Origin of the sequence: Streptomyces niveiscabiei (assembly GCF_033794345.1) — a bacterium.
GTDB lineage: Bacteria > Actinomycetota > Actinomycetes > Streptomycetales > Streptomycetaceae > Streptomyces > Streptomyces niveiscabiei.
Genome location: NZ_JARAYJ010000045.1, coordinates 37,477 through 58,664, shown reverse-complemented (window position 1 = coordinate 58,664; position 21,188 = coordinate 37,477). Strand labels below are relative to the sequence as shown.

Sequence of the window (21,188 nt, the reverse complement as noted above, 5' to 3'; positions counted from 1 at the left end):
ACCCCGTGAAACCGCGCCCCGGCACCGCCGGACGCGTCACGGCCACCCGCGCGGCGCGCAGAGCGATCGCGGCCCTGCGCGCCGCCCACGGCGCACCGGTGATGTTCGTCCAGTCCGCGGGCTGCTGCGACGGCAGCGACCCGATGTGCTTCCAGGGCGGCGAATTCGCCCTGGGCGACGGCGACATGCTCATCGGCGTGGTGGAGGGCTGCACCTTCCACATGGACGCCGACCAGTACGAGGCCCTCGGCCGCCCCGTCTTCGTCCTGGACGTCGAACCGGGCACACCAGGCGGCTTCTCCCTCGCAGCCGGGGACGGGCTGCACTTCGTGATCCGGGTCGAACCGCCCGGAACCAGAGCCAGTTGAGGAGCGCACGCCATGAAGGCAGCGGTAGTCACCGACTTCGGCAAACCCCTGGAGATCCAGGAGAGGCCCGTCCCCGAACCCGGCCCCGGCCAGGTCCTCGTACGGATGGAGGCCTCCGGACTCTGCCACACCGACATCCACGCCGCCCACGGCGACTGGCCCGTCAAGCCCACCCCGCCCTTCGTCCCCGGCCACGAGGGCGTCGGCACCGTCCGCGCCACCGGCTCCGGCGTCCCGGCCGATCTGACCGGCACCCGGGTCGCCGTGCCCTGGCTCGGCTCCTCCTGCGGCACCTGCCGCCACTGCGTCTCCGGCTGGGAGACCCTGTGCACCTCCCAGGTCAACACCGGTTACTCCGTCGACGGCTGCTACGCCGAGTACGCCGTCGCCGACGCGGGCGCCGTCGTCCGCGTCCCCGACGGCGTGACCTCCTTCGACGCGGCCCCCCTGACCTGCGCCGGCGTCACCACGTACAAGGCGGTCAAGGTCGCCCGCGTCACCCCGGCCGAGCGGGTCGCCGTCTTCGGCATCGGGGGCCTCGGCCACCTCGCCCTCCAGTACGCGCGCCTGGTCGGCGGCTTCGTCACCGCCGTCGACCTCGAACCCGGCAAACTGGGCCTCGCCCACCGCCTCGGCGCCGACCTGACCGTCAACGCCCGCACCCACGACCCGGTCCAGGAGATCAGGAAGGCCGGCGGCGCCGACGTCGCGATCGTGCTCGCCGCCGCCCCCACCGCGTTCGAGCAGGCGTACCGGTCCCTCAACCGCGGCGGACGGCTCGTCATGGTCGCCCTGCCCGCCGACGACGCGGCGATCCGGGTACCGGTCTTCGAGACCGTCCTCGGCGGGATCTCCGTCCTCGGCTCCATCGTCGGCACCCGCCAGGACCTCACCGAGGTGTTCGCGCTGCACGCCGCCGGACGCACCCAGGTCATCGCCGAACCCCGGCGCCTGGAACAGGTCAACGAATCCTTCGACGAAGTCCTCGGCGGCCGGGCCGAGGCACGGCTCGTCTTCGAGTTCTGACAGCGCCGGGGCCCGGCGCTCCCGGCCCCGGAGAAAGGCAGCAGACCATGGCCATCACCGTGGGCGCTCCGCGGGAACGGGCACCCGGCGAACGACGTGTCGCCCTCGTCCCCGAGACCGTCACCCAGCTGCGCAAGGCAGGCATGGACGTCCTGATCGAGACCGGCGCGGGCTCCGGCGCCTGGTTCACCGACGCCGACTACACCGCCGCAGGCGCCGAGACCGTCGCGCCCGGCGACCTGTACGCGCGAGCCGACGCCGTGCTGTGCGTGGGACCCCCGGACGCGGAGGGCGCCGCCTCCCTGCGCGAAGGACAGACCCTGATCGGCCTGCTCGAACCGGCCCGCCACCCCGAACTGATGGCGGACCTGTGCCGGCGGGGCGTACGCACGGTCAGCCTCGACCTGCTGCCGCGCACCCTCAGCCGAGCCCAGGCGATGGACGCCCTCACCTCGCAGGCCAACGTCGCCGGCTACCAGGCCGCCCTCGTCGCCGCCGAGACCTACGACCGCTTCTTCCCGATGCTGACCACCGCCGCGGGCACCATGCGCCCCGCGCAGGTCCTCGTCCTCGGCGCCGGTGTCGCCGGGCTCCAGGCCATCGCCACCGCCCGCCGCCTCGGCGCCGTCGTCACGGCGTACGACGTACGCCCCGCGTCCCAAGGGGAGGTGGAGTCACTGGGGGCCCGGTTCCTCGACGTCCAGAGCCCGCCCGACGAGGAACCGGACACCGGACACGGCGGCTACGCGCGGGAGCTGACGCCCGAGGAGCAGGAGGCCCAGCGCGTCGCGCTCGACGAGCACATCGCCCGCTGCGACGTCGTCATCACCACCGCGCAGGTGCCCGGCCGCCGCCCGCCGCTCCTGGTCACCCGGGACGTGCTGCGGCGGATGCGGCCCGGCTCGGTCGTCGTCGACCTCGCCGCGAGCGAACGCGGCGGCAACGTCGAGGGCTCCGAACCCGACAAGACGGACGTCCTGGCGGGCGGTGTCACCGTGATCGGCGCCGGCCGGCTGCCGTCCGCGACGGCCACCGCCGCCTCCACGGCCTACGCCCGCAACCTCCTCGCCCTCCTGCGCCACCTGGTGCGGGACGGCGAACTCGTCCTCGACCCCGCCGACGAGATCACGGTGGCCCTGACGGGAGGCGGACCGTCATGAACGACCTCGACCTGCTCACCGCGATCACCGTGTTCGTCCTCAGCGTCCTCGTCGGCGTCGAGGTCATCAGCAAGGTGCCCGCGACCCTGCACACCCCGCTGATGTCCGGCTCCAACTCGGTGCACGGCATCGTCGTCATCGGCGCCATGCTCGTCGCCGCCGAGTCCCACACCTGGCCCGGCTACGCGCTGGCCTTCGCGGCGATGGTGTTCGGCGCGATGAACGTCGTCGGCGGATACGTCGTCACCGACCGGATGCTGGAGATGTTCAAGGCCCGGCCGCGCGACGACGCGAGGGAGGGGCGGGCGTCATGAACGTCTCCGACACCGTCCACTACGTGTTCCTGGCCGCGGCGGCCTGCTTCGTCCTCGGCCTGCACCTGATGAACCACCCCCGCACCGCCCGCCGCGGCAACACCCTCTCCGCCGCCGCCATGTCGGTCGCGATCGCCGCCACCGTCTGGCTCGTCGCCGCTGACGGCACCATCACCCGCACCGGCTGGCTCGTCCTGGCCTGCGGCGGTCTCCTCGGTGCCGCTCTCGGCCTGTGGGCCGCGCGCGAGGTGAAGATGACGGCCATGCCCCAACTGGTCAGTGTCTTCAACGCCGTCGGCGGCGGCGCGGCGGCCCTGATCGCGGTGACCGACCTGCTCCAGACCCCGGACCCGGCGGGCACCGCCGCCCGGGTCTCGCTGCCCGGCGCCCTCGACATCGTGATCGGCGCCGTCACGTTCTCCGGCTCGCTGATCGCCGCCGGGAAACTCCAGGGCGTCGTCTCCGGGGCGCCGGTCGTCTTCCCGGGCGCACGGACGCTGAACGTCCTGCTGCCCGCCTCGTTCGTCGCCGGCACCGTCTGGCTCGTCCTCGATCCCGGGTCCCGGCCCGCCCTCTACGGGCTCGCCGCGCTCGCCCTGCTGTTCGGCGTGACCATGGTCCTGCCGATCGGCGGCGCCGACATGCCCGTCGTCATCGCTCTCCTGAACGCCTTCACCGGATCCGCGGTCGCCATGGCCGGCTTCGTCCTCGACGAGACCGCGCTGATCGTCGCCGGGATGCTCGTCAGCGCCTCGGGCGGCATCCTCACCAAGCTGATGGCCGACGCCATGAACCGCTCCGTCGCGAACATCGTCGTCGGCGGCTTCGGCACCGGCGACGACGCCCCCGCCGCGACCGGCGCCGGGCAGGCCCAGGTGCGCGCCCTGTCCGCGGACGACGTCGCCATCCAGCTCGCCTACGCCCGCAAGGTGATCCTCGTCCCCGGATACGGGCTCGCCGCCGCCCAGGCCCAGCACGAACTCGGCGCCCTCGCGCAGCTCCTCACCAGCCACGGCGTCGACGTCAGCTACGCCGTGCACCCGGTGGCCGGCCGCATGCCGGGCCACATGAACGTGCTGCTGGCCGAGGCGAACGTGCCCTACACCCAGCTCAAGGAGATGGACGACGTCAACCCCGAGTTCCCGCAGGCCGACGTGGCCCTGGTGATCGGCGCCAACGACGTCACCAACCCTCTCGCCCGCCGCCCCGGCAACGCGATCTCCGGGATGCCGATCCTCGACGTCGACAAGGCGCGTAGCGTCGTCGTCATCAAACGCTCCATGGGACACGGGTACGCGGGTATCGACAACGAGCTCTACACCGACCCGAGGACCGGCATGTTCTTCACCGACGCGAAGAAGGGCCTGACCGAGCTGAAGGCCGCCGTCGGCGAGTACGTCGCCTGACCGCGAACGCGGGACGGGCCCCGCCGGCCGGCGGGGCCCGTCCCGGTGCGCTGGACTCACTCCTCCGGCACCATGTCGATCGCTCCCGCAGGGCACTCGGCCGCACACAGCCCGCACCCCTTGCAGTAGTCGAGGTCGATCGAGAACCCCTTGCCCGGCCCGAGCTTGGTGATCGCGTTGTCCGGGCAGACGCCGTAGCAGTTGTCGCACTCGAAGCAGTTCCCGCACGACATGCAGCGCCGTGCCTCGAAGAGCGCCGTGGAGCGGTCGAGGCCCTGCACCACCTCGTCGAAGGTGGAGACCCGGCGGGCCAGCGTGAGCCGGGGCCGTACGGAGGCCGGCGCGTCGGAGTAGTACCAGGTGTTGAGCCGGTCGGCACTCGCGGGCGGATGCTTCGTGCCGGGCGCGTAGGGCGTGCCCCGCAGAAAGGCGTCGATGTGCCGGGCCGCCTTCTTGCCGTGCCCCACGGCCACGGTCACCGTCCGCTCGGCGGGCACCATGTCGCCGCCCGCGAAGACGCCCTCGTGGCCGGTCATCAGCCCCTGGGCCACCTGGACCGTGCCGTGCTCGACGGTCAGGTCCGGCACGCCCGCGACGAGGGACAGGTCCGATTCCTGGCCGAGCGCCAGCACCACCGAGTCCGCCTCCAGCTCCTCGAACTCGCCCGTGGGCTGCGGGAATCCCGTCTCGTCCAGTGCCATCCGCTCGACGGTCAGCCGGCCCTCGGCGGCGTGCTTGATGGTGGACAGCCACTTCATCCGCACACCTTCCTCCAGAGCCTCCTCGACCTCCTCGTCGTGCGCCGGCATCCGGTCACGGGTGCGCCGGTAGACCACCACGGCGTCGGTGGCACCGAGGCGGCGGGCGGTGCGGGCCGCGTCCATCGCCGTGTTCCCGCCCCCGTAGACGGCGACCCTGCGCCCCAGCAGCGGACGCCCTTCCCCCTCCATGCTGCCCAGCAGCGCCACCGCGTCGAGGATCCGGGCGCTGTCCCCGGCCGGGATGTAGGCCCGCCTGCCGATGCCCGCGCCCACCGCGAGGAACACGGCGTCGAAACCGCCGTCCTCCTGAGCGGCCAGCACGTCCGCCACCCGCGCGCCGGTCTCGAGGGCGACACCGAGCCCGCGGATCCGGCCGATCTCCGCGTCCAGTACCTCGCGCGGCAGCCGGTAGCGCGGAATGCCGTACCGCATCATTCCGCCGAGCCGCTCCTGGGCCTCGCGGACGGTCACCTCGTGGCCGAGCAGCCGCAGGTGGTACGCGGCCGACAGGCCGGCCGGACCGGAGCCGACGACCAGGACCCGCTTGCCCGAACCGGTGGCGGGCGCCGGCACGCTCCAGCCCCGCCGGATCGCCTCGTCGCCGAGGAACCGCTCCACGGAGTTGATGCCCACCGCGTCGTCGACCTGCACACGGTTGCAGGCGGTCTCGCACGGGTGGTAGCAGACCCGGCCCATCACGGCGGGCAGCGGGTTGTCGCGCATCAGCTCCCGCCACGCCGCCTCGTAGTCACCGCTCTCCGCGTGGAACAGCCACTGCTGGATGTTCTCCCCGGCCGGGCACGCCTGATTGCACGGCGGCAGCCGGTGGACGTACTCGGGACGCTCGGTGCGCCAGGCCCCGGTGTGGTTGGCGAGACTCGACCCCACATCCAGGGTGATCGCGAACGGCTTCTCCTTCACGGTGCCTCCTCCTCGTCCTCGGCGAGCCCGAAGCGGGCGATGTTGCGGTCGGCGGCCCGTTGCAGCCGGGCGACGACCTCGGTGCGGACCCGGGGCTCGAAGAGGTGCGCGTACCGCTTCTGCGGACGCAGATACTCCTCGACCGGCACCCGCCGGCGGATCGGCGTCACGTCGGTCACCTCGCCGTCGACGGCCTCGAACACCGGGAACAGGCCGCACCGCTCGGCGAGCCGCGCGATGCGCACCGTGTCGTGGGCCGGCGTGCCCCAGCCCAGCGGACAGGGCACCAGCACGTGCAGATAGCGGGCCCCGCGCATCCCCATCGCCCGGTGCACCTTGGCCTCCAGATCACGCAGCCCGGCGACGGTGGCGGTCGCGACGTACGGAATGCCGTGCGCCATCGCGATCAGCGGCAGGCTCTTGCCCTGACCGAACGGCGCGCCCGACTGGGTGGTGGCGGTGCGCGCCGCCGGGGGAGTGGCCCCGGAGCGCTGCACACCCGTGTTCATGTACGCCTCGTTGTCGTAGCAGACGTACAGGACGTCGTCGCCCCGCTCGAACATGCCCGACAGACAGCCCAGACCGATGTCGACCGTGCCGCCGTCCCCGCCCTGTCCGATCACCCGGACATCCGTGCGGCCCTTGGCGCGCAGCGCGGCGGCCACGCCTGCGGCGACGGCGGGCGCGTTCCCGAACAGCGAGTGCAGCCACGGCAGTTGCCACGACGTCTCCGGGTACGGGGTGGAGAACACCTCCAGGCACCCGGTCGCGTTGACCGCGATCACCTTCCCGCCGGACGCCCGCTGCGCCGCGTCCAGTACGTACCGGGCGCCCAGCGCCTCCCCGCAGCCCTGGCAGGCGCGGTGACCGCAGGTGAGTGTGTTGGAGCGGCCCGGGTCGGCCTGGTCGGAACGGAGTTCGGGAGCCAGCAGCCGGTTTCCCGCCGCGAGACTGCCCACCTGGTAGAACCTCACCTGCCGTGCGTCGCTCACCGGTTGCTCCCCATGTCCCGAAGGATGTTCTCCGCCGAAGGACCCGACCGCCGGGTGCGCGCCATGCGGGCCAGCTCCCGCTCCACGAGCTCCGTGTCGAGGTCCAGGAACGTCAGCTCGCCCAGCCGCCCGGCGAGCGCGTCGTCCAGCAGCCGGTGCAGCGATGCCTTCGTGATCGCGCGTCCGCCGAGCCCGGCGACCACGGTGTGGCCGTCGAGCCGGATCCCGGACAGCGCCATCCGCACGTTCGCCGACACGATCCCGCCGACCCCCACCGAGAACGCCCGCTCCAGCACGACGACCCGGCGCGCCCCGCCCAGCACGGCACGCACCGCCGCCAGCGGGAACGGCCGGAACGACGTGATCGCCAGGACCCCGATCCGCACCCCCCGCCCGCGCAGCTCGTCGACCACGTCGCACACCGTGCCGCACACCGAGCCCAGCGCGACGACCACCGTCTCGGCGTCCTCGCACGCGTACGGATGCACCAGCCCGCCGCTCTCCCGCCCGAACACCTCCCGGAACTCCCGCGAGACGCGCGGAATCACCTCCAGCGCCCGCATCTGCTTGGCGTGCGCGAGATAGCGCACCTCGGTGAAGGCGTCCGGCCCGACCATCGCGCCGATCGACACCGGCTCGGCCGGGTCCAGGACCTGACGGGGCTCGTACGGCGGCAGGAACGCGTCCACCCGGTCCTGTTCGGGGATGTCGATCCGCTCCCAGGCGTGCGTGAGGACGAAGCCGTCCATGCACACCATCACCGGCAGCGACAGCTCCTCGGCCAGCCGGAACGCCTGCGGATGCAGGTCGGCGGCCTCCTGGTTGTCGCGGGCGTACAGCTGGATCCACCCCGAGTCGCGCTGGGACATGCTGTCGCTGTGGTCGTTCCAGATGTTGATGGGCGCCCCGATCGCCCGGTTGGCGACCGTCATCACGATCGGCAGCCCGAGCCCCGACGCGTTGTACAGGGCCTCCACCATGTACAGCAGGCCCTGGCTCGCGGTCGCCGTGTACGCGCGCGCACCGGCCGCGCTCGCACCGATGCACATCGACATCGCCGCGAACTCCGACTCCACGTTCACGTACTCGCAGGAGCCGACCGCGCCGGATTCCACCAGCCGGCTCAGCTCCTCGACGATGTGCGTCTGCGGGGAGATCGGATAGGCGGCGACCACCTCGGGCCGGCAGTGCGCGACGCTCTCGGCGACCGCGCGCGAGCCCTCAGTCTGCTTCAGCATGGGCGTACTCCTCACACACGGTCCGCACGAACGCGTACGCCTCCCGGGCGGCGTCCGCGTTGGCCGGTCCCAGCAGGCCGGGGAAACGGTCACGGATCGCCTCGGTCAGCGCGTCGATCCCGACACAGCCGGTCAGCGCGGCCAGCCCGCCCAGCAGGGCGGCGTTCGGCACCGGCCGGCCGGTGCGGCGCAGGGCGATCGACGCCGCGGGGATCGTCAGGACGCGGCCGGTGAGCGTCTCCAGACCGAGGCCGGCCGCGTCCCGCGCGGAGTTCACGAGCACGGCTCCGTCGCCCCGCAGCCCTTCGAAGACGTCCACCTGGTGCAGCAGCGTCGCGTCCTGGACGACGAGCGCGTCGGGCCGGGTGACCGGTTCACGCACCCGGATCGGCCGGTCGTCGATCCGGCAGAACGCCGCCACCGGCGCGCCGGTCCGCTCCGAGCCGAAACTCGGGAACGCCTGTGCGTGACGGCCCTCGTCGAACGCCGCCACCGACAGCAACTCCGCGGCGGTGACAGCTCCTTGACCGCCGCGGCCGTGGATACGCACCTGGAACACGGGGACTCCTTCCGCTGGGGCCGGTGCTTCCAGTCGTACTGCGCGCCCCGTCCGCGCTTCAGGGGCCGAACGGCCCGGTGAGGGGGCCGAGCGGGATATCGCGGCAGGGCCGGCGCGCGGTCAGACGGAGTGGTCGTCGTCGGCGTCGCTCTGTTGCCCGTCGGCCGACGGCACGGGGGGTATCGTCAAACCCTTCAGCTGCCGGCCGGGTTCCGCGTCGCTGAGGTTCTTCCGGAGCCGGTCGGCCTTGCGCAGCTGCTCCATCGCCGCATCCGTCTCACCGTCGGTCCTCAGAGCCGCTTCGTGTACGCGGGTGAGCCGGATCCTGTCGCGGCGCTGCTTCCAGGTGTCGTCCCGGGTGTCCTGTTCGAGGATGTCCAGCGCCTCGCCGGCCAGGTCGCGGGCTCTGCCCGAGTTGCCCAGGGCCAGCTCCAGCGCGGCCTTGATCCCCATGGTCCACGCGTTGTGGGCCCGTTCGGCGTGGCGTTCCTCCGGGGCCATCGCGTCGTGGTGGCGGCAGGCCTGGCCCGCCCAGCGCAGCCCTTCGTCGAGTTCCTTCTTCCAGCGGCCCCGGCCGAGTGCGTGGGCCTTGTTGAGGTGCGCGAGCGCCAAGTCACGTAGCGCGGCGGCGTGGTGGGGACGTTCCGCCTCCCGGTAGAGGTGCTCCAGTTGCGCGCACTGCTCCACCGCCTGGGAGAGGAACTTGATGCTCTCGTTCCAGTGGCGGGCGTCGCCGTGGCAGCGGCCCAGGACGGTCAGCGCCCGCGCCAGGTCCCGTTCCCACCAGCCGTTGCGGCTGTTGTGCAGGCGCTGGTAGAGGTCCAAGGCACGGTCGGCCGAGACGAGCGCGTCGTCGAACTTCTCCGCGTCGGCCTGGCGCCGTGCGAGGGTACGCCAGGCGAAAGCCTCGGCTTCCGGGATCTCCCAGGGGCGCAGCGGCGGCTGCGGCGACTCGGCGGGAAGTCCGGTCGTGACCAGGTCGAGGGCGTCGGCCGCGACCTGTAGAGCCTCCCGGCAGCGGCCCGTCTGCGCCAGTGACTCCGACAGGTTGCACTGGGCACTGCTGAGATAGCGGTGGTGCGAGCGGTCGGGGTGGCTGTGCAGGAGGGTCTCGTAGATCCGGACGGCCTCGCGTGCGCTCTCCAGCGAATCGGACAACCGTCCGATCTCCAGATGGCGCACCCCGGCGTTGCTCAGCGAGTGGGCCTTCTCCAGCAGGTACGCGTACGAGTCGTCGAGCCGGGCCAGCGCGTTGAACTGCCGCACCGCCTGCAAGGCGGGGTCGTGCGCCTCGTGCCGGTGTCCGGCGTCGGCCAGGACCCGCGACAGTTTCCGGTTCTCGGTCGCCCAGCGGAACTGTGTCTCCCGGCTGGGCGGTTGCTGGGTCTCGTAGAACGCCACCGCCTTCCCGCGCAGGATGATCGCGAGGTTCAGGAGGGCGTCGGGCTCCTTCTCCTCCAGCTCCCGCGCGGCGGTCGCCGCGAACTCCCCCTCCCAGTCCCCGGGGCGGTCGAAGACCGTCTCCAGGGCCGCCGCGAGGGACCTGCCGGTGGTCGCGTCGGCGGTCTCCAGCGCGGCACGGACCAGCCTGATCAGGGCCGCCGCGTGCCGCCCGACCGCCACCCGCAGCGCGCCGCGGACCACTGGATCCGAGGGCCGCCCGGACGCATCGTCCCCGAACGCCGTGGCGCTGACCATCCGGAGCGTGGCCAGCGCCTGCCGGGCCCCCGCCTCGGGCTGACACGTCGGGTCCACGTCGAGCGCCTCGCAGAGGAGTTCGGGGAAGTCCCGGACCGTGTTCGCCACCAGGTGCTGCGCGAGCCGGGCGGGGCGCAGGGGGCGCAGGGCGCCGTACCCGTCGATGCGCTCCTGGAAGTAGCGCACCAACCGGCGGCGGTACTCCTCCGACGCGTCCTTGAGGTCGGGCACCATCCGCAGCCGTTCGGCGGCCTGGGTCTCCTGCTCGCCCCGGGTCTCCCCGCCCGCGAAGGCCAGGCTGGACACCGCCACCACCCGGTCGAGCAGGACCGGGTCCTTCGGCAGGCAGGCCCGTTCGGCGTGGTCGATCCAGTCCTCCCGCTCCAGGGCGAGTGCCTGCTCGTAGAGGGACTCCGGGAGGGGGCGCGGACCGGTGGTGCCGTGCTGGGCATCCCACTCCGGGTGCAGGAGGCTGTGTGCGTCGCTCATGGCGAGGATGAGGACGAACAGACAGCTGGCGAAGTCCGGGTCGGCGAGGTTCGCGGACGGCTGCGGAAGTCCGCTGTCCGCGGTCCGCTCCGGTTTCCCCTCCGACCCCGCGCTCCGGCGCAGGAACGCCCGGCACGCCTTCGTGTAGATGTCCTCGCGCTCCGCCGCGTCGAGACACAGGAGCCGGTACGGATCCTTCTTCGCCAGTTCGCCGTAACGGTGCCGGAAGGCGGGCCACCACCGGCTCTCGTACCGGGTGGTCGCCAGTACGCGGACCTTCCTCCCATCACTCCGGTGGCGCAGCAGGGCGTCGAGTTCGCCGATCCTGCCGTCCGCGTCGTCGACGACGATCAGCCGGTCCTCGTCCAGATCCATCAGGCGCGCGATGTCCTCCGCCGTCGCCAGCGGGTTGAGCGGTCCCGCCACCCAGCCGAGACCTGTCATCCGCGCGCACAGCTCCCGGGCCAGCCGGGTCTTGCCCACCGAGTGGTCACCGCTGACGAGTTGCAGGGAGACGGGGCGCGGAGCCGAGTCCGTCGTGCACCACTGGGTCAGTCTGCGGAGGTCCTTCTCACGTCCACAGAAGTCCACCAGCTTGTGCTGGGGAAGCAGCAGGTCTGCGGCCGACGAGCTGTCGGAGAGATCCACATAGGGCGGCTCCAGCACCTCCTGTCCTTTCCAGACCGGCTCGATCACCATGGACCGTGCATCCCCTTCCGTGAGCAGGCGCAGGAACTCCTCCTGCTCGCTCAGCAGTTGGACGGGGATCACCTTGAGCCGTCCGGCCTCGCACGCGTCGTACGCGCCGATCAGGCCGAGCAGCCTGCCCCGGCTGAAGACCGCCGCTCCCGAAGCGCCTCGCCACAGCGCGCTCTCGGTGAAGGAACCGGTGCTGACCTGGAAGACCTGGTACCAGCCGGTCCGTGCGGGACCGGTCACCGTTCCGCTGCCGGGGATCAGATGCCCCAGGGTGTGTTCCAGGTTCTGGCTGCGTGCTTCGGACGCCCCCCGCGGGAAGGCGTACGTCTCCGCCGCGAGAGGCTCGGTGCCGGTGAGCCGGCCCCATGCGACGGGCCGCGTCGTCCGCAGTCCGAAGGGGTCGGCGCTGGACGCGCGCAGGAGAGCGAAGCCGTCCACCCCGGTCTCGCGGAAGCCGTCGCTCAGCGCGGCGACCTCGAACCGCGCGGCCGGACCGGCCTGCCGGGCACCCTGCCGTGCCCCCGGCCGCAGCACCCGGACCTCGGCGCCGTCCCCGACCTCGCCGACGCAGTGCGCGGCGGTGAGGACCAGCTGCGGCGCGACGAGATACCCGGAGGAGGTCCCGCGCTCCGAGCGGACGAACGCCACCCGCGGCAGATCAGGGGAGGCCACGGAACTCACCTCCCGGATCGGAGACGAGAGCCGTTCCCTCCAGGCCCAGCCGGATCGTCACGCGCTGCGTCACGCTGTCGCCCCGGCCGGCGCCCGCCTGCGTGGTGACCAGCCAGAACCTCACCCCGCCGGAGGCCCGCGCATCCCGGACCACCTGCACGGTCGTCTCCAGCTCGATCCCCTCCACCTGGAAGACGGGACCGCCGGTCCGTGCCCCCTCCCGCTGCGCGTCCTCCAGGGACCGGCGCAGCGCGGTGATCATCGACGCCAGGTCGATCCGCTCGTTCTCGGACACTGGCCCTCCTCGTCCGGCGTGTCCCGTCCCGCCCAAGGGACGGCCGTACCTCACCCCCGGCCCTCACCGGCCCACGGCCCGTGCCTCAGCTCATCGGCGATGCCGGCCGCCCACTCCTCGACGGCCGCCCAGTCCCGGTAGTCGCGGAACCGGCCGCCCAGGAGGTGGAACAGCAGCCGCCCGCCGCGCGACAGCTGGTCGCGTGACACGACGCCGGAGAACAACCGGTGCTCTCGGTACGACAGACCGTCGGGGAGCGCCGCGAGGATCAGCGGTATCTCCTTCGGCGCCAGCCGCCGCCACGGCCCGCGCAGCGCGGCCGGCATCCCGACGCTGAACAGCCACACGGGCCGCGTCGCCAGGACGCCGAGGTTGTCGTACGCGAAGTCCCGGGCCGGCACCAGCCATGCCTGGCCGTGCACCGCGCTGCCGAGGACGAACGCCCGGTACGCGTCGGCGTCGTCGACCGACTCCACCGGCCGGGCCTCGGCGCTCAGTCCCGCCGAGCACAGCCGGGACGCGATCCGTTCGGCGATCTCCCGCGTGGAGCCGTGCGCGGTCGCGTATCCCACGAGGACGTCCATGGCCTCACCTCCATCCGTTCCCGCGCACAGCGGTCGTGCACCGTGCGCCGACGCCACCCTGTGCCGCCGACGGCACCGCCCGGCAGGGGCCGTACGGCCCTCTCCGCCGTACGGAGGAACCCCGCGAAAGAGCCATGCGGACCAACACCCCCTGCCCGTCCGGCACTTGGGGTGAGTGAGGGGGAGGTGTCGGATGGAACCGTCGGGAGGAGTCCGCCATGAGCACCGCGAAACCGGCCACGCGCCGGATCCACCGCCCCCTGCTCCTCGCCACGGCCGTCGCCCTGGCGGCGTCCCTGACGACGGCGTGCGGGAACAGCACCGGCGGCACGTCCGAGAGGAACACCGGGAACACTGGGAACGCCGGGACCACGGACGGCGCGAGCGGCGGAACCGCCGGCGGCTCCGGCTCCCCGGACGGTCGCGGCACGCCCGGGTGCCCCGGTGCCGTCGGGACACCCGGCGGCTCCGGCATGCCGATGTCCCCCGGGACCGGACCGCACCGGATCCGGACCTCGGTGTACTTCCTGCACGGCGAGCAGGTCTCGCCCGCCCCGCGCACCGTGACCGCGCCCACCACCGCGGCCGGCGCCCTGCGTGCGCTCCTCGCCGGCCCCGACCGCTACGAACGCGACCACGGCCGCACCACCGCCATCCCGGCCGGTACCCGGCTGCGCTCCGTCGTGGTGCGCCGGCACGTCGCCACGGTCGACCTGACCGGCCGCTACGACGACGGCGGCGGAAGCCTCTCCATGCGGGCCCGGCTCGCGCAGGTCGTGTTCACCGCGACCCGCTTCCCGTCGATCGAGAAGGTCGGCTTCGCACTCGACGGCAAGCCGGTGACGGTCTTCGGCGGCGAGGGCATCGTCCTCGACCACCCCGTGGGCCGCGCCGACTTCGAGGACCTCGCGCCGCTCGTCCTGGTCGAGTCGCCGCTGATCGGCGACACCGTCCGCACACCGATCCGGGTGTGGGGGAGCGCCAACACCTTCGAGGGGACGCTCCGGCTGAAGCTCACCGACGCGGCCAAGCACACCGCGGCAGACGTCCGGGTCACGGCCACCTCCGGCTCCGGCACCCGCGGCACGTTCGACGTGACGATCCCCTACCGGGCGGCCCGCTCCGGCGCCGGGACCCTCACCGCGTACTGGAACTCGCCCAAGGACGGCCGCCCGGTGATCGAGGACACCGTCCCGCTGAACCTCCTGCGGTGACCGCCGCCGGCGGGAGCCGGGTCGGTGGGCCGGGGGCGGCGGACGCCCCCGGCCCACACCCGTCACACCGGGACCGGGCCGGTCAACTGCACGATGTCGTCGCCGGCGACGTCGTGCAGCCGGATCGCGAGGTCCTCCAGGGCACGGCTCGCGGCGAGTTCGTCACCGATCTCCGGGACAGGACGGTCGACCGGGTTGCGCCGGGCCAGTCCTCGGCCCGTGAGCTTCGAGGTGTCACGCGTGGTCAAAACGGCTCGCGCGCGCGTCTCGTCGCCCTCCTGGGTCAGATAGATGCGGACCGTCCACTCCTTGGCTTCCATCGTGGGCACTTCCTCTCGGCCGTTCGGAGCGGGCCCCGGTGTCCGGGGCCGTGGACGGGGCCGGCCTCCCGAACCGGCCGGCCCCGCCCTGTCGGATCAGGAGACACGGCGCAGGTGCTGTTCCCTCTCCAGGACAGCCGCCTGGTCGGTGACCTTGCGGGACAGACCGGACAGGAAGCGCAGCACCTCGTACCAGAACCAGGCGCAGCCGGCGATGAGCAGCCCGGTGAGGGTGGTGCCGATGGTGGCGTTGCGCACGGTGAGGTTCCAGGCCCCGAAGAGGTCGAAGTCGGCCAGCCACGCGGCGCCGACACCGAGGGCCACGAACGCGAACGCCCAGAGTTCCGGTATCAGTTGCAGATAGCGGTGCCCGACCTGCGCGACGATCAACGAGGCCAGACCGAGCAACGCCAGCATTCCGAAGGCGTACATGGGTTGTGCCGCCTTTCTGGCGTGATGGAACGGCAGGACCGGGGGAAAGGGGGCCGAGGCCGGCTCCTTCCTCCCTCCCTCTCACCGTTGCGCGCGCGGTGAGCCTGTGCCAGGGACCGACCGGACTTTCCTGGAGAGGGCGCTCGTCACACGGCGCACGCGGGGAAGCGGGCCCTTCGGACCGGCAGGTGAGCCGTTCGGCCCATGCTCCGGTGTCCCCCGGGATGAAACGGTGGGAGACGTGCCCGTGAGACGTACGGCGACGCCGTTCCTCCCGGAACGGATGCCGTACGAGGCCGCCCGTGCGGCCTCTCGGGAAAAGTGGGTGGGCCGCCCACCCCGGTGCCGGGTCCGCACCGGTCGGAACGGGGAACGACATCGTCGTCGGAGGGGATCCCCGTACGACCCGCGGGGCCGGCACTCTCGGGGGAGGGCGGCCGGGGCAGGAACGGGAACAGTCCGCGGAAGCAGGTGGTGACCATGCGAGCCAGAGTCGGTGACATCCTCGTCGTCGAAAGCCCGACCACCGGTGTCACCCGGCGCGACGGAGAGATCGTCGGACTGCACCACGAGGACGGCACGCCCCCCTACGACGTGCGCTGGTCGGACACGCACGAGGTGACCCTGGTGTTCCCCGGCCCCGACGCGCACATACGCCGGACCGCCCGCGGGGATCGCACCTGACGTCCCCGACTCAGCCGATCTCGACCGTGATCCCGGGAGGGGCGCACAGGCTGTTGTGCACGGCGCAGCGGTCGATGACGGCCCGCAGGCTCTGCCTCAGGACCGAGGTGAGCGGCGCCGGCGGCAGGACGCGCAGGCGGACGGCCGCGACGCGCGGTGCCGGTCCCTCGGCGAGCGTGAAGTCGGCCTTGACCCGCAGATGTTCGTACGGCTGGTCCAGGAGCCGCAGGAAGCGCGTCGCGTCCGACGCGGCGCAGGAGGCGAGTGCCGAGACGAAGAGCTCCAGCGGGGTGGGCCCCTCGTTGTCGCCGCCTTCCTCGACCGGTTCGTCCACGGTGAGTTCGTGGTCACGCACGAAGAGGGCGAACGCCCGGTCCGCGACGTGGGTGACCTCGACTCGCCCGGGAGGCCCGGCGAGCGCCCTGCGCAGCGTGGGGACATCGGTGTCACGGGCTGGTGAGAGCTGGTTCATGGGACCACCCCCTGGGGTGCGGCGGATGCCGGTACGGGCGCGGCGCCGGGCGGGCCGACAACTTCATCCTGGGACGGAGAGCCGTGTCCGCGAACGGGCCGGTCGGGCCCTTCCACGGGGACGGTCGGCCCGTGACAGGCGCACGAAGGGTGTGCGGGGGCGCGTACACGGGGCGCGGTCCGTTCCGGCGTCTCAGTCCCGGCCGTCGAGGCACTCCACCGCCAGGTCCCTCATCCGGGCCCGCTTCTCCCGCAGTTGTTCCCCCTCCTGGCGCCAGCTGCGGTGGGCGTGCAGACGCCAACGCCGTGGTCCGCGGCGCTGCCAGCTCTCTTCGGCGATCCGGGCACACGCGTCCTCGACCACCAGCATCATCACGTTCGGCAGCCGGAGGGCGGCCTCCACCCCCACGGTGCGCTGCGCGCACGTCAGCTCCAGGAACGCCGACGGACGCCGACGGGAGCGCAGCCACCACGGAATCCCGCTCACCGTCACCACCTCCGCTCCCGCCCAAGTGGTCGAGCATGCAGGTCCGCGGCACGGAGCGGAACAGGCCGACCGGCCCCGACCGGGGCACCGGGCGGCCTGTTCACGAACGGACGGTCACTTGACGGTCTTGACGCCGGAGATCAGCTTGCTCGCCAGGTCGGACTGGACCAGCAGATGTGTGTGGCGGACCGGACCGCCGGGGGTCGTCCAGGTGAGCGTGACCAGGCTCCTGCAGCGGCCGGAGCCGGTGCCGTTGGAGGAGACGGACCACTGGACGGGGACGTCCTTCGTGCGCAGCATGCCGTCCTGGTGGTGCACCGCCTCCCAGCGGACCAGGGCACGACGGAAGCTCGCGGTCAGGTAGTGCTGGCGCAGCGAGGTGCTGAGCCGTCCGTGACCGGAGTCGTGCAGGACGTCGATGTAGACGCCGTAGAAGTCGGCCACACGGTCGACGGCGGACAGGGTGCTGCCGCTGCGGACCGGGTGAGCCGCCGGTGCCGCGTCGGTGCCACCGGCCGCGGCGGCCGGGGCGAGCAGCGCGACGAGAAGGACCGGGGCTCCGGTCGCGACACCGCGCCGCATGCGTGAGGCGCTCATGGTGTTCTCCCTCCTTCCTGATGTCCGGAAGAACACGGGGAGTTGCCCCGCTTCCAGTACACCGCGCGGCTTCCGCGGACGTGGTGGGCCGATCGGTCCGATCCGGCGGCCGTCCGGTTCACCGGGCACGTGGAGGCTGCGCGCCGGACGCCGCAGCCCGGCCGAGGAGCTCGGTGACCTCGGCGTCGGAGATCTGGCCGAAGTCGCGGTACCAGGCACCTACCGAGCCGAGGAGGCGCGAGGCCCGGGGACAGACCACGGCGTCGGCCGCGGTGCGCAGGCGGCGGACGGCGGCCTCGGCCGCGACCGGCACCGCCAGCACGACCGCGGCCGTCCCGCGCCGACGCGCGATCCGGCAGGCGGCCTCGGCGGTCACCCCGGTGGCCAGTCCGTCGTCCACGATCACGACGGTGCGTCCGCTCAGCGGGACAGCCTCGCGTACCGCACGGCACAGGCGCAGACGCCGGTCGAGTTCGGCCCGCTCGGCGCGCAGTACGCTCTCGCGTTCCGCGGCCGTGAGCCGGGCCCGGGCGATCATGCCGTCGTCGAGCAGGAGCACCTCGTCCTCCCCGACGGCCCCGAAGCCCACCTCGGGCTGTCCGGGCAGCCCGAGTTTGCGGACGACCAGCACGTCGAGCGGCGCGTCCAGCGCCCGGGCCACCTCGTAGGCCACGGGCACCCCGTCCCGCGGCAGACCGAGCACCACGGGGAGACGCTGGCGCAGGAACCCCAGGTGTCCGGCCAGCTGTCGTCCGGCCGCCCGACGGTCGTCGTACCGCACGGGCCCCTCCTTCGCTGCGGGATGCCGTCCGGCATCATCCCTCCATCCGAGCCGTCGGCGGTCGACGCGGTCAGGGGCGACCGGGTCCCGGCGGGGGACCATCGGACCATTCCGGGCGAAGGCCGCAGGCGCCAGTGTGACGGCTGTCCGCGCGCTGTGGCCGCTACGGCGGGACGACCGACAGAGGGAGGTTCCATGGCGTGGAGCAGGCTCACCCCTCTGCGTCGGCCGACGGTCTTCCTGCGCCGCGTCCGTGGTGCGGTGCGGGTGGCCCTACCCCGGTCGGCCCCCCTGCCCGTCGCGATCCGCTGCCACGGGGGATGCCTCGTCATCGAGGTGCTGCGCGAGATCGGTCCGGCCGCGGAACCGGGCCTCGGCCGCCTGCTGCACGCGGCGATCCGTCCTGGCGGCACGGCCGTCCTCGTCGATCTGCGGCGGGCTCCCCGGCTGGGAGGCGGAGGCCTGGGACTGTTGTGCATGGCCCGTCTGCTGGCGGACCGCCACGGCCTCGCGTTCGCGCTCGTCGGCGCCGACGAGCCTCCGCCGGTCCCGCTCGAGCCGGACCGGCCGCGCGGCGAGGCGGTCGCCGACCGGCTTTCCGACCGGGCGCCGGTCCCCGTCGGCCGAGGGCCGGCCGGTCGCGCTCTGTGACGGGTGTTCGCCGGTCCGCAGGCGCGCGCACCGAATGCTTCGCCTTGGGAGGGCCGTCCCAAGGCGCGCTGACGTGGACGCGTCTGATGCGTTCGGCTGAGAGGAAGGGGGCCGGATCGCCCTGCGGGCCTGGTCGGTACGGCGTATTCGTGCCTGTGACGTCCTGGTCGGACGTCGGTTGTCGGGAATGCGCCGCTCTCGGGAGGCGCGACGGCCTTACGCTCCTGGTCCGCGCCCCGGACCCCGGCCGGATCAGCACGACCAGCGCAGCGGAGATGACGTGCCGTGAGGAGAACCCTCAGCGCCGTGCCGTCCGCAGTACCGACGGCGGCGGAGTCCGGGACCGTTCGTCCCCGCCGTGCTGCCCCCGTGCCCGGCCCCCACGGCCCCGGCGCCTTCCCTCTCCCGCGACCCCGTGCGCCCCCGCCCCAAAACCCCGAGGTGTCCGACCGTGCCGTCCCGCGTCGCGGGTGCCCGGCCGAGGGGGAACGGGGGCGATCGATGACCTGGTACACGACGAGTCGGCCGACCGCTCGCGGGAACCGGTGCCGTACCCGGTTCCGTCGAGAGCGCGGGCCCGGTCGAGCCGTCGACCGAGGGTGGGGAGACCAACGTGAGCACGGAGAGCGGCGGACCGCTGCGCAGGCTGCGACTGGACGACTTGCTGGACGAACTGCACGCGCGCATCGGCGCGGTCCGCAGCACCCGCGACCGGGTGCAGTCCCTGCTCCAGGCGGTGCTGGACGTGGGCTGCGGACTGGAGCTGTCTCCGGTGCTGCACCGCGTCGTGGAGGCGGCGGTGACCCTGGCGGACGCCGAGTACGGAGCGCTCGGCGTGATCGGGGAGGACCGGCGCCTGTCGGCCTTCGTACCGGTCGGGATGAGCGAGGAGACCCAGGAGCGGATCGGCCCGCTGCCCAGGGGCCACGGCCTGCTGGGCACACTCATCCGGAACCCGGAACCGGTCCGGACCGCCGACGTCGCCGGCCACCCCGACTTCCGGGGCTTCCCCGAACACCACCCGCCGATGCGGTCCTTCCTCGGGGTGCCCATCCGGGTCCGCGACGAGGTCTTCGGCAACCTGTACCTGACGAACCGGCGCGGCGCGCCCGAGTTCGATGCCGAGGACGAGGCCGTCGTCTCGGCGCTCGCCGTCGCGGCCGGCGTCGCCATCGACAACGCCCGGCTCTACGAGGAAGCGCGCCGCAGGGAGACGTGGCTGGCCGCCGCGGCGGAGATCACCTCCGCTCTGCTCGCGGACAGGACGCAGACGGAAGTGCTGCGGATGGTCGCCTGGCACGCGCTGCGCAACGTCTCGGCAGACCTGGGAGCCGTCCTCGTCCGCACGGACGGTGGCCGGGCGCTGCGCACGGCGGTCTCCGTCGGCGAGGGCGCGGAATTCTTCGCCGGCCTGCGACCGCTCCCGCGGGCGGGCCTCCTGGCGACGGCGCTCACCGGCCGTGGGGCCGTCGCCGTCGACGACCTCGCCCGCGAACTGCACGTCGGCGAGGAACTGGGACTCGGCGTGGCCGTCCTCGTGCCGTTGGGGGTCGCCGGGTCGGCCCGGGGGGTCCTGCTGCTCGCCCGGGGCAAGGGACGCGCGCCCTTCGGGACGGCGGAGACCGGCCCGCTGGTCGGTTTCGCCGCCCAGGCGGCCGTCGGCATCGAACTCGCCGAGCGCAGGAAGCGCGCGCGGCGGACCGCCACCGACGAGGAGCGCGAACGCGTCATGGACGACCTGCACGACGTCGCCGTACAGCGGCTGTTCGCCCTGGGGATGGGGCTGGCGGCGCTGCGGCGCCTGGTGAAGCGTCCGCCGGACGCAGTCGAGCGGATGGCACGGCTGGTCGACGACCTCGACACCACGATCAAGCTGATCAGCTCGGCGGTCCTGAGGCTGCGCCTGCGGGAGCACCAGGGGACACCGAGCCTGTGGGCGAGGGTGGCGGCGACGGTGGAGCAGGCGGCAGGGCCCCTCGGCCTGGTACCCGTCCTGCGGATGGAGGGCGTACCGGACGGCGGGGCGTCCGGTCCCGTCGCCGACCAGGCGACCGCGATGCTCACCGAGGCGCTGGACAACGTCGCCCGGCACGCCCGTGCCCGGTCCGTCGACGTCCGTCTCGTCGCCGGGGACGGGATGCTGGCCGTCGACGTCACCGACGACGGCACCGGCATTCCCGAGGGCGTGGTCCTGGGCGGACTGGCGGACCTGGAGGTCCGGGCAGCCGCACTGGGCGGCGGCCTCGTCGTGGAGATACCACCCGGGGGCGGCACCCGCCTGCGCTGGCGTGTCCCCCTCACCGGCCGACCGCGGCCCACGACACCCGGAACGTGACAGCCCGCCGCCGCGCCCCTGCGGCGTGCGCCGC

21 protein-coding genes and 1 pseudogene are annotated in these 21,188 nt (G+C 73.1%); 9 read left to right on the top strand and 13 right to left on the bottom strand.

Annotated elements, in window-relative coordinates:
• Positions 1 to 5: 5 nt before the first annotated feature.
• From PV682_RS38295 to PV682_RS38275, 5 genes are read left to right on the top strand one after another with little or no spacing between them, the layout of a single operon-like run.
• Positions 6 to 368 carry a DUF779 domain-containing protein gene (locus PV682_RS38295; protein WP_319736726.1) on the top strand — a complete coding sequence of 121 codons (363 nt, stop codon included), beginning with the start codon at positions 6 to 8 and terminating at the stop codon, positions 366 to 368.
• Positions 369 to 380: 12 nt separating this feature from the next.
• On the top strand, positions 381 to 1,394 hold the full coding sequence (locus PV682_RS38290) for a zinc-dependent alcohol dehydrogenase (RefSeq protein WP_319736725.1): 1,014 nt from the start codon (positions 381 to 383) through the stop codon (positions 1,392 to 1,394).
• A gap of 47 nt (positions 1,395 to 1,441) precedes the next feature.
• On the top strand, positions 1,442 to 2,554 hold the full coding sequence (locus tag PV682_RS38285) for an NAD(P) transhydrogenase subunit alpha (RefSeq protein WP_319736723.1): 1,113 nt from the start codon (positions 1,442 to 1,444) through the stop codon (positions 2,552 to 2,554).
• A complete protein-coding gene (locus PV682_RS38280; RefSeq protein WP_319736721.1) occupies positions 2,551 to 2,868 on the top strand; it encodes an NAD(P) transhydrogenase subunit alpha in 318 nt (105 codons plus the stop codon). Before PV682_RS38285 ends, PV682_RS38280 begins: the two co-directional genes overlap by 4 nt.
• The gene (locus PV682_RS38275; RefSeq protein ID WP_319736719.1) at positions 2,865 to 4,274 is read left to right on the top strand and encodes an NAD(P)(+) transhydrogenase (Re/Si-specific) subunit beta; all 1,410 of its coding nucleotides are present in this window, start codon (positions 2,865 to 2,867) and stop codon (positions 4,272 to 4,274) included. The genes PV682_RS38280 and PV682_RS38275 overlap by 4 nt, the downstream gene beginning before the upstream one ends.
• 56 nt (positions 4,275 to 4,330) lie before the next feature.
• On the opposite strand, the gene PV682_RS38270 is transcribed toward PV682_RS38275, so the two are convergent.
• The 7 genes from PV682_RS38270 to PV682_RS38240 all read right to left on the bottom strand — a co-directional run bounded on the left by PV682_RS38270 (position 4,331) and on the right by PV682_RS38240 (position 13,182).
• Positions 4,331 to 5,956: an NAD(P)-binding protein gene (locus PV682_RS38270; RefSeq protein WP_319736716.1), complete on the bottom strand. Its 1,626-nt coding sequence runs from the start codon at positions 5,954 to 5,956 to the stop codon at positions 4,331 to 4,333.
• A complete protein-coding gene (locus PV682_RS38265) occupies positions 5,953 to 6,948 on the bottom strand; it encodes a thiamine pyrophosphate-dependent enzyme (RefSeq protein WP_319736715.1) in 996 nt (331 codons plus the stop codon). Before PV682_RS38265 ends, PV682_RS38270 begins: the two co-directional genes overlap by 4 nt.
• Complete coding sequence (locus PV682_RS38260; protein ID WP_319736714.1) at positions 6,945 to 8,186, bottom strand: transketolase C-terminal domain-containing protein; 1,242 nt, start codon at positions 8,184 to 8,186, stop codon at positions 6,945 to 6,947. The genes PV682_RS38265 and PV682_RS38260 overlap by 4 nt, the downstream gene beginning before the upstream one ends.
• Positions 8,170 to 8,745: a 2-oxoacid:acceptor oxidoreductase family protein gene (locus tag PV682_RS38255; protein WP_319736712.1), complete on the bottom strand. Its 576-nt coding sequence runs from the start codon at positions 8,743 to 8,745 to the stop codon at positions 8,170 to 8,172. The genes PV682_RS38260 and PV682_RS38255 overlap by 17 nt, the downstream gene beginning before the upstream one ends.
• 120 nt (positions 8,746 to 8,865) lie before the next feature.
• Complete coding sequence (locus PV682_RS38250; protein WP_319736710.1) at positions 8,866 to 12,303, bottom strand: trypsin-like peptidase domain-containing protein; 3,438 nt, start codon at positions 12,301 to 12,303, stop codon at positions 8,866 to 8,868.
• The gene (locus PV682_RS38245) at positions 12,290 to 12,598 is read right to left on the bottom strand and encodes a trypco2 family protein (RefSeq protein ID WP_319736708.1); all 309 of its coding nucleotides are present in this window, start codon (positions 12,596 to 12,598) and stop codon (positions 12,290 to 12,292) included. Before PV682_RS38245 ends, PV682_RS38250 begins: the two co-directional genes overlap by 14 nt.
• 50 nt (positions 12,599 to 12,648) lie before the next feature.
• The gene (locus PV682_RS38240) at positions 12,649 to 13,182 is read right to left on the bottom strand and encodes a flavodoxin domain-containing protein (protein WP_319736706.1); all 534 of its coding nucleotides are present in this window, start codon (positions 13,180 to 13,182) and stop codon (positions 12,649 to 12,651) included.
• A gap of 218 nt (positions 13,183 to 13,400) precedes the next feature.
• On the opposite strand from PV682_RS38240, the gene PV682_RS38235 reads away from it, so the two are divergent.
• Positions 13,401 to 14,396, top strand: a complete 996-nt coding sequence (locus PV682_RS38235; protein ID WP_319736704.1) for a Gmad2 immunoglobulin-like domain-containing protein — start codon at positions 13,401 to 13,403, stop codon at positions 14,394 to 14,396.
• A 62-nt stretch (positions 14,397 to 14,458) separates the two neighbouring features.
• Here the strand turns inward: PV682_RS38235 and PV682_RS38230 are convergent, their stop codons facing one another.
• Both PV682_RS38230 and PV682_RS38225 read right to left on the bottom strand, forming a co-directional pair.
• Entirely contained in the window at positions 14,459 to 14,716 is a 258-nt protein-coding gene (locus tag PV682_RS38230) for a DUF1876 domain-containing protein (protein ID WP_319736702.1), read from the bottom strand.
• A gap of 96 nt (positions 14,717 to 14,812) precedes the next feature.
• Positions 14,813 to 15,148: a hypothetical protein gene (locus PV682_RS38225; protein ID WP_319736701.1), complete on the bottom strand. Its 336-nt coding sequence runs from the start codon at positions 15,146 to 15,148 to the stop codon at positions 14,813 to 14,815.
• Between the two features lie 480 nt (positions 15,149 to 15,628).
• Between PV682_RS38225 and PV682_RS38220 the strand changes: the two are divergent.
• A pseudogene (locus tag PV682_RS38220) lies at positions 15,629 to 15,814 on the top strand (DUF1918 domain-containing protein); the annotation flags it as partial.
• 28 nt (positions 15,815 to 15,842) lie between these two features.
• Here the strand turns inward: PV682_RS38220 and PV682_RS38215 are convergent.
• From PV682_RS38215 to PV682_RS38200, 4 genes are all read right to left on the bottom strand, one after another.
• Positions 15,843 to 16,304, bottom strand: coding sequence for an OsmC family protein (locus PV682_RS38215; RefSeq protein WP_319736699.1), 462 nt, complete (start codon positions 16,302 to 16,304; stop codon positions 15,843 to 15,845).
• Between the two features lie 192 nt (positions 16,305 to 16,496).
• Positions 16,497 to 16,790 (bottom strand): hypothetical protein, encoded by a 294-nt coding sequence (locus PV682_RS38210; protein ID WP_319736698.1) that lies wholly within the window; start codon positions 16,788 to 16,790, stop codon positions 16,497 to 16,499.
• Positions 16,791 to 16,904: 114 nt separating this feature from the next.
• Complete coding sequence (locus PV682_RS38205; RefSeq protein WP_319736696.1) at positions 16,905 to 17,387, bottom strand: hypothetical protein; 483 nt, start codon at positions 17,385 to 17,387, stop codon at positions 16,905 to 16,907.
• A 118-nt stretch (positions 17,388 to 17,505) separates the two neighbouring features.
• Entirely contained in the window at positions 17,506 to 18,168 is a 663-nt protein-coding gene (locus PV682_RS38200) for a phosphoribosyltransferase (protein WP_319736695.1), read from the bottom strand.
• Between the two features lie 195 nt (positions 18,169 to 18,363).
• Between PV682_RS38200 and PV682_RS38195 the strand changes: the two genes are divergently transcribed.
• Positions 18,364 to 18,819 (top strand): hypothetical protein, encoded by a 456-nt coding sequence (locus tag PV682_RS38195; RefSeq protein ID WP_319736692.1) that lies wholly within the window; start codon positions 18,364 to 18,366, stop codon positions 18,817 to 18,819.
• A 613-nt stretch (positions 18,820 to 19,432) separates the two neighbouring features.
• Positions 19,433 to 21,154 (top strand): sensor histidine kinase, encoded by a 1,722-nt coding sequence (locus PV682_RS38190; RefSeq protein ID WP_319736690.1) that lies wholly within the window; start codon positions 19,433 to 19,435, stop codon positions 21,152 to 21,154.
• Positions 21,155 to 21,188: the final 34 nt, after the last annotated feature.

Bases quoted from the DNA above. Each gene is read 5' to 3' on its own strand.
- PV682_RS38260 (WP_319736714.1), bottom strand. From the start codon at position 8,186: ATGCTGAAGCAGACTGAGGGCTCGCGCGCGGTCGCCGAGAGCGTCGCG.
- PV682_RS38275 (WP_319736719.1), top strand. From the start codon at position 2,865: ATGAACGTCTCCGACACCGTCCACTACGTGTTCCTGGCCGCGGCGGCC.
- PV682_RS38285 (WP_319736723.1), top strand. From the start codon at position 1,442: ATGGCCATCACCGTGGGCGCTCCGCGGGAACGGGCACCCGGCGAACGA.
- PV682_RS38225 (WP_319736701.1), bottom strand. From the start codon at position 15,148: ATGTACGCCTTCGGAATGCTGGCGTTGCTCGGTCTGGCCTCGTTGATC.
- PV682_RS38215 (WP_319736699.1), bottom strand. From the start codon at position 16,304: ATGAACCAGCTCTCACCAGCCCGTGACACCGATGTCCCCACGCTGCGC.
- PV682_RS38235 (WP_319736704.1), top strand. From the start codon at position 13,401: ATGAGCACCGCGAAACCGGCCACGCGCCGGATCCACCGCCCCCTGCTC.
- PV682_RS38195 (WP_319736692.1), top strand. From the start codon at position 18,364: ATGGCGTGGAGCAGGCTCACCCCTCTGCGTCGGCCGACGGTCTTCCTG.
- PV682_RS38240 (WP_319736706.1), bottom strand. From the start codon at position 13,182: ATGGACGTCCTCGTGGGATACGCGACCGCGCACGGCTCCACGCGGGAG.
- PV682_RS38230 (WP_319736702.1), bottom strand. From the start codon at position 14,716: ATGGAAGCCAAGGAGTGGACGGTCCGCATCTATCTGACCCAGGAGGGC.
- PV682_RS38290 (WP_319736725.1), top strand. From the start codon at position 381: ATGAAGGCAGCGGTAGTCACCGACTTCGGCAAACCCCTGGAGATCCAG.
- PV682_RS38205 (WP_319736696.1), bottom strand. From the start codon at position 17,387: ATGAGCGCCTCACGCATGCGGCGCGGTGTCGCGACCGGAGCCCCGGTC.
- PV682_RS38280 (WP_319736721.1), top strand. From the start codon at position 2,551: ATGAACGACCTCGACCTGCTCACCGCGATCACCGTGTTCGTCCTCAGC.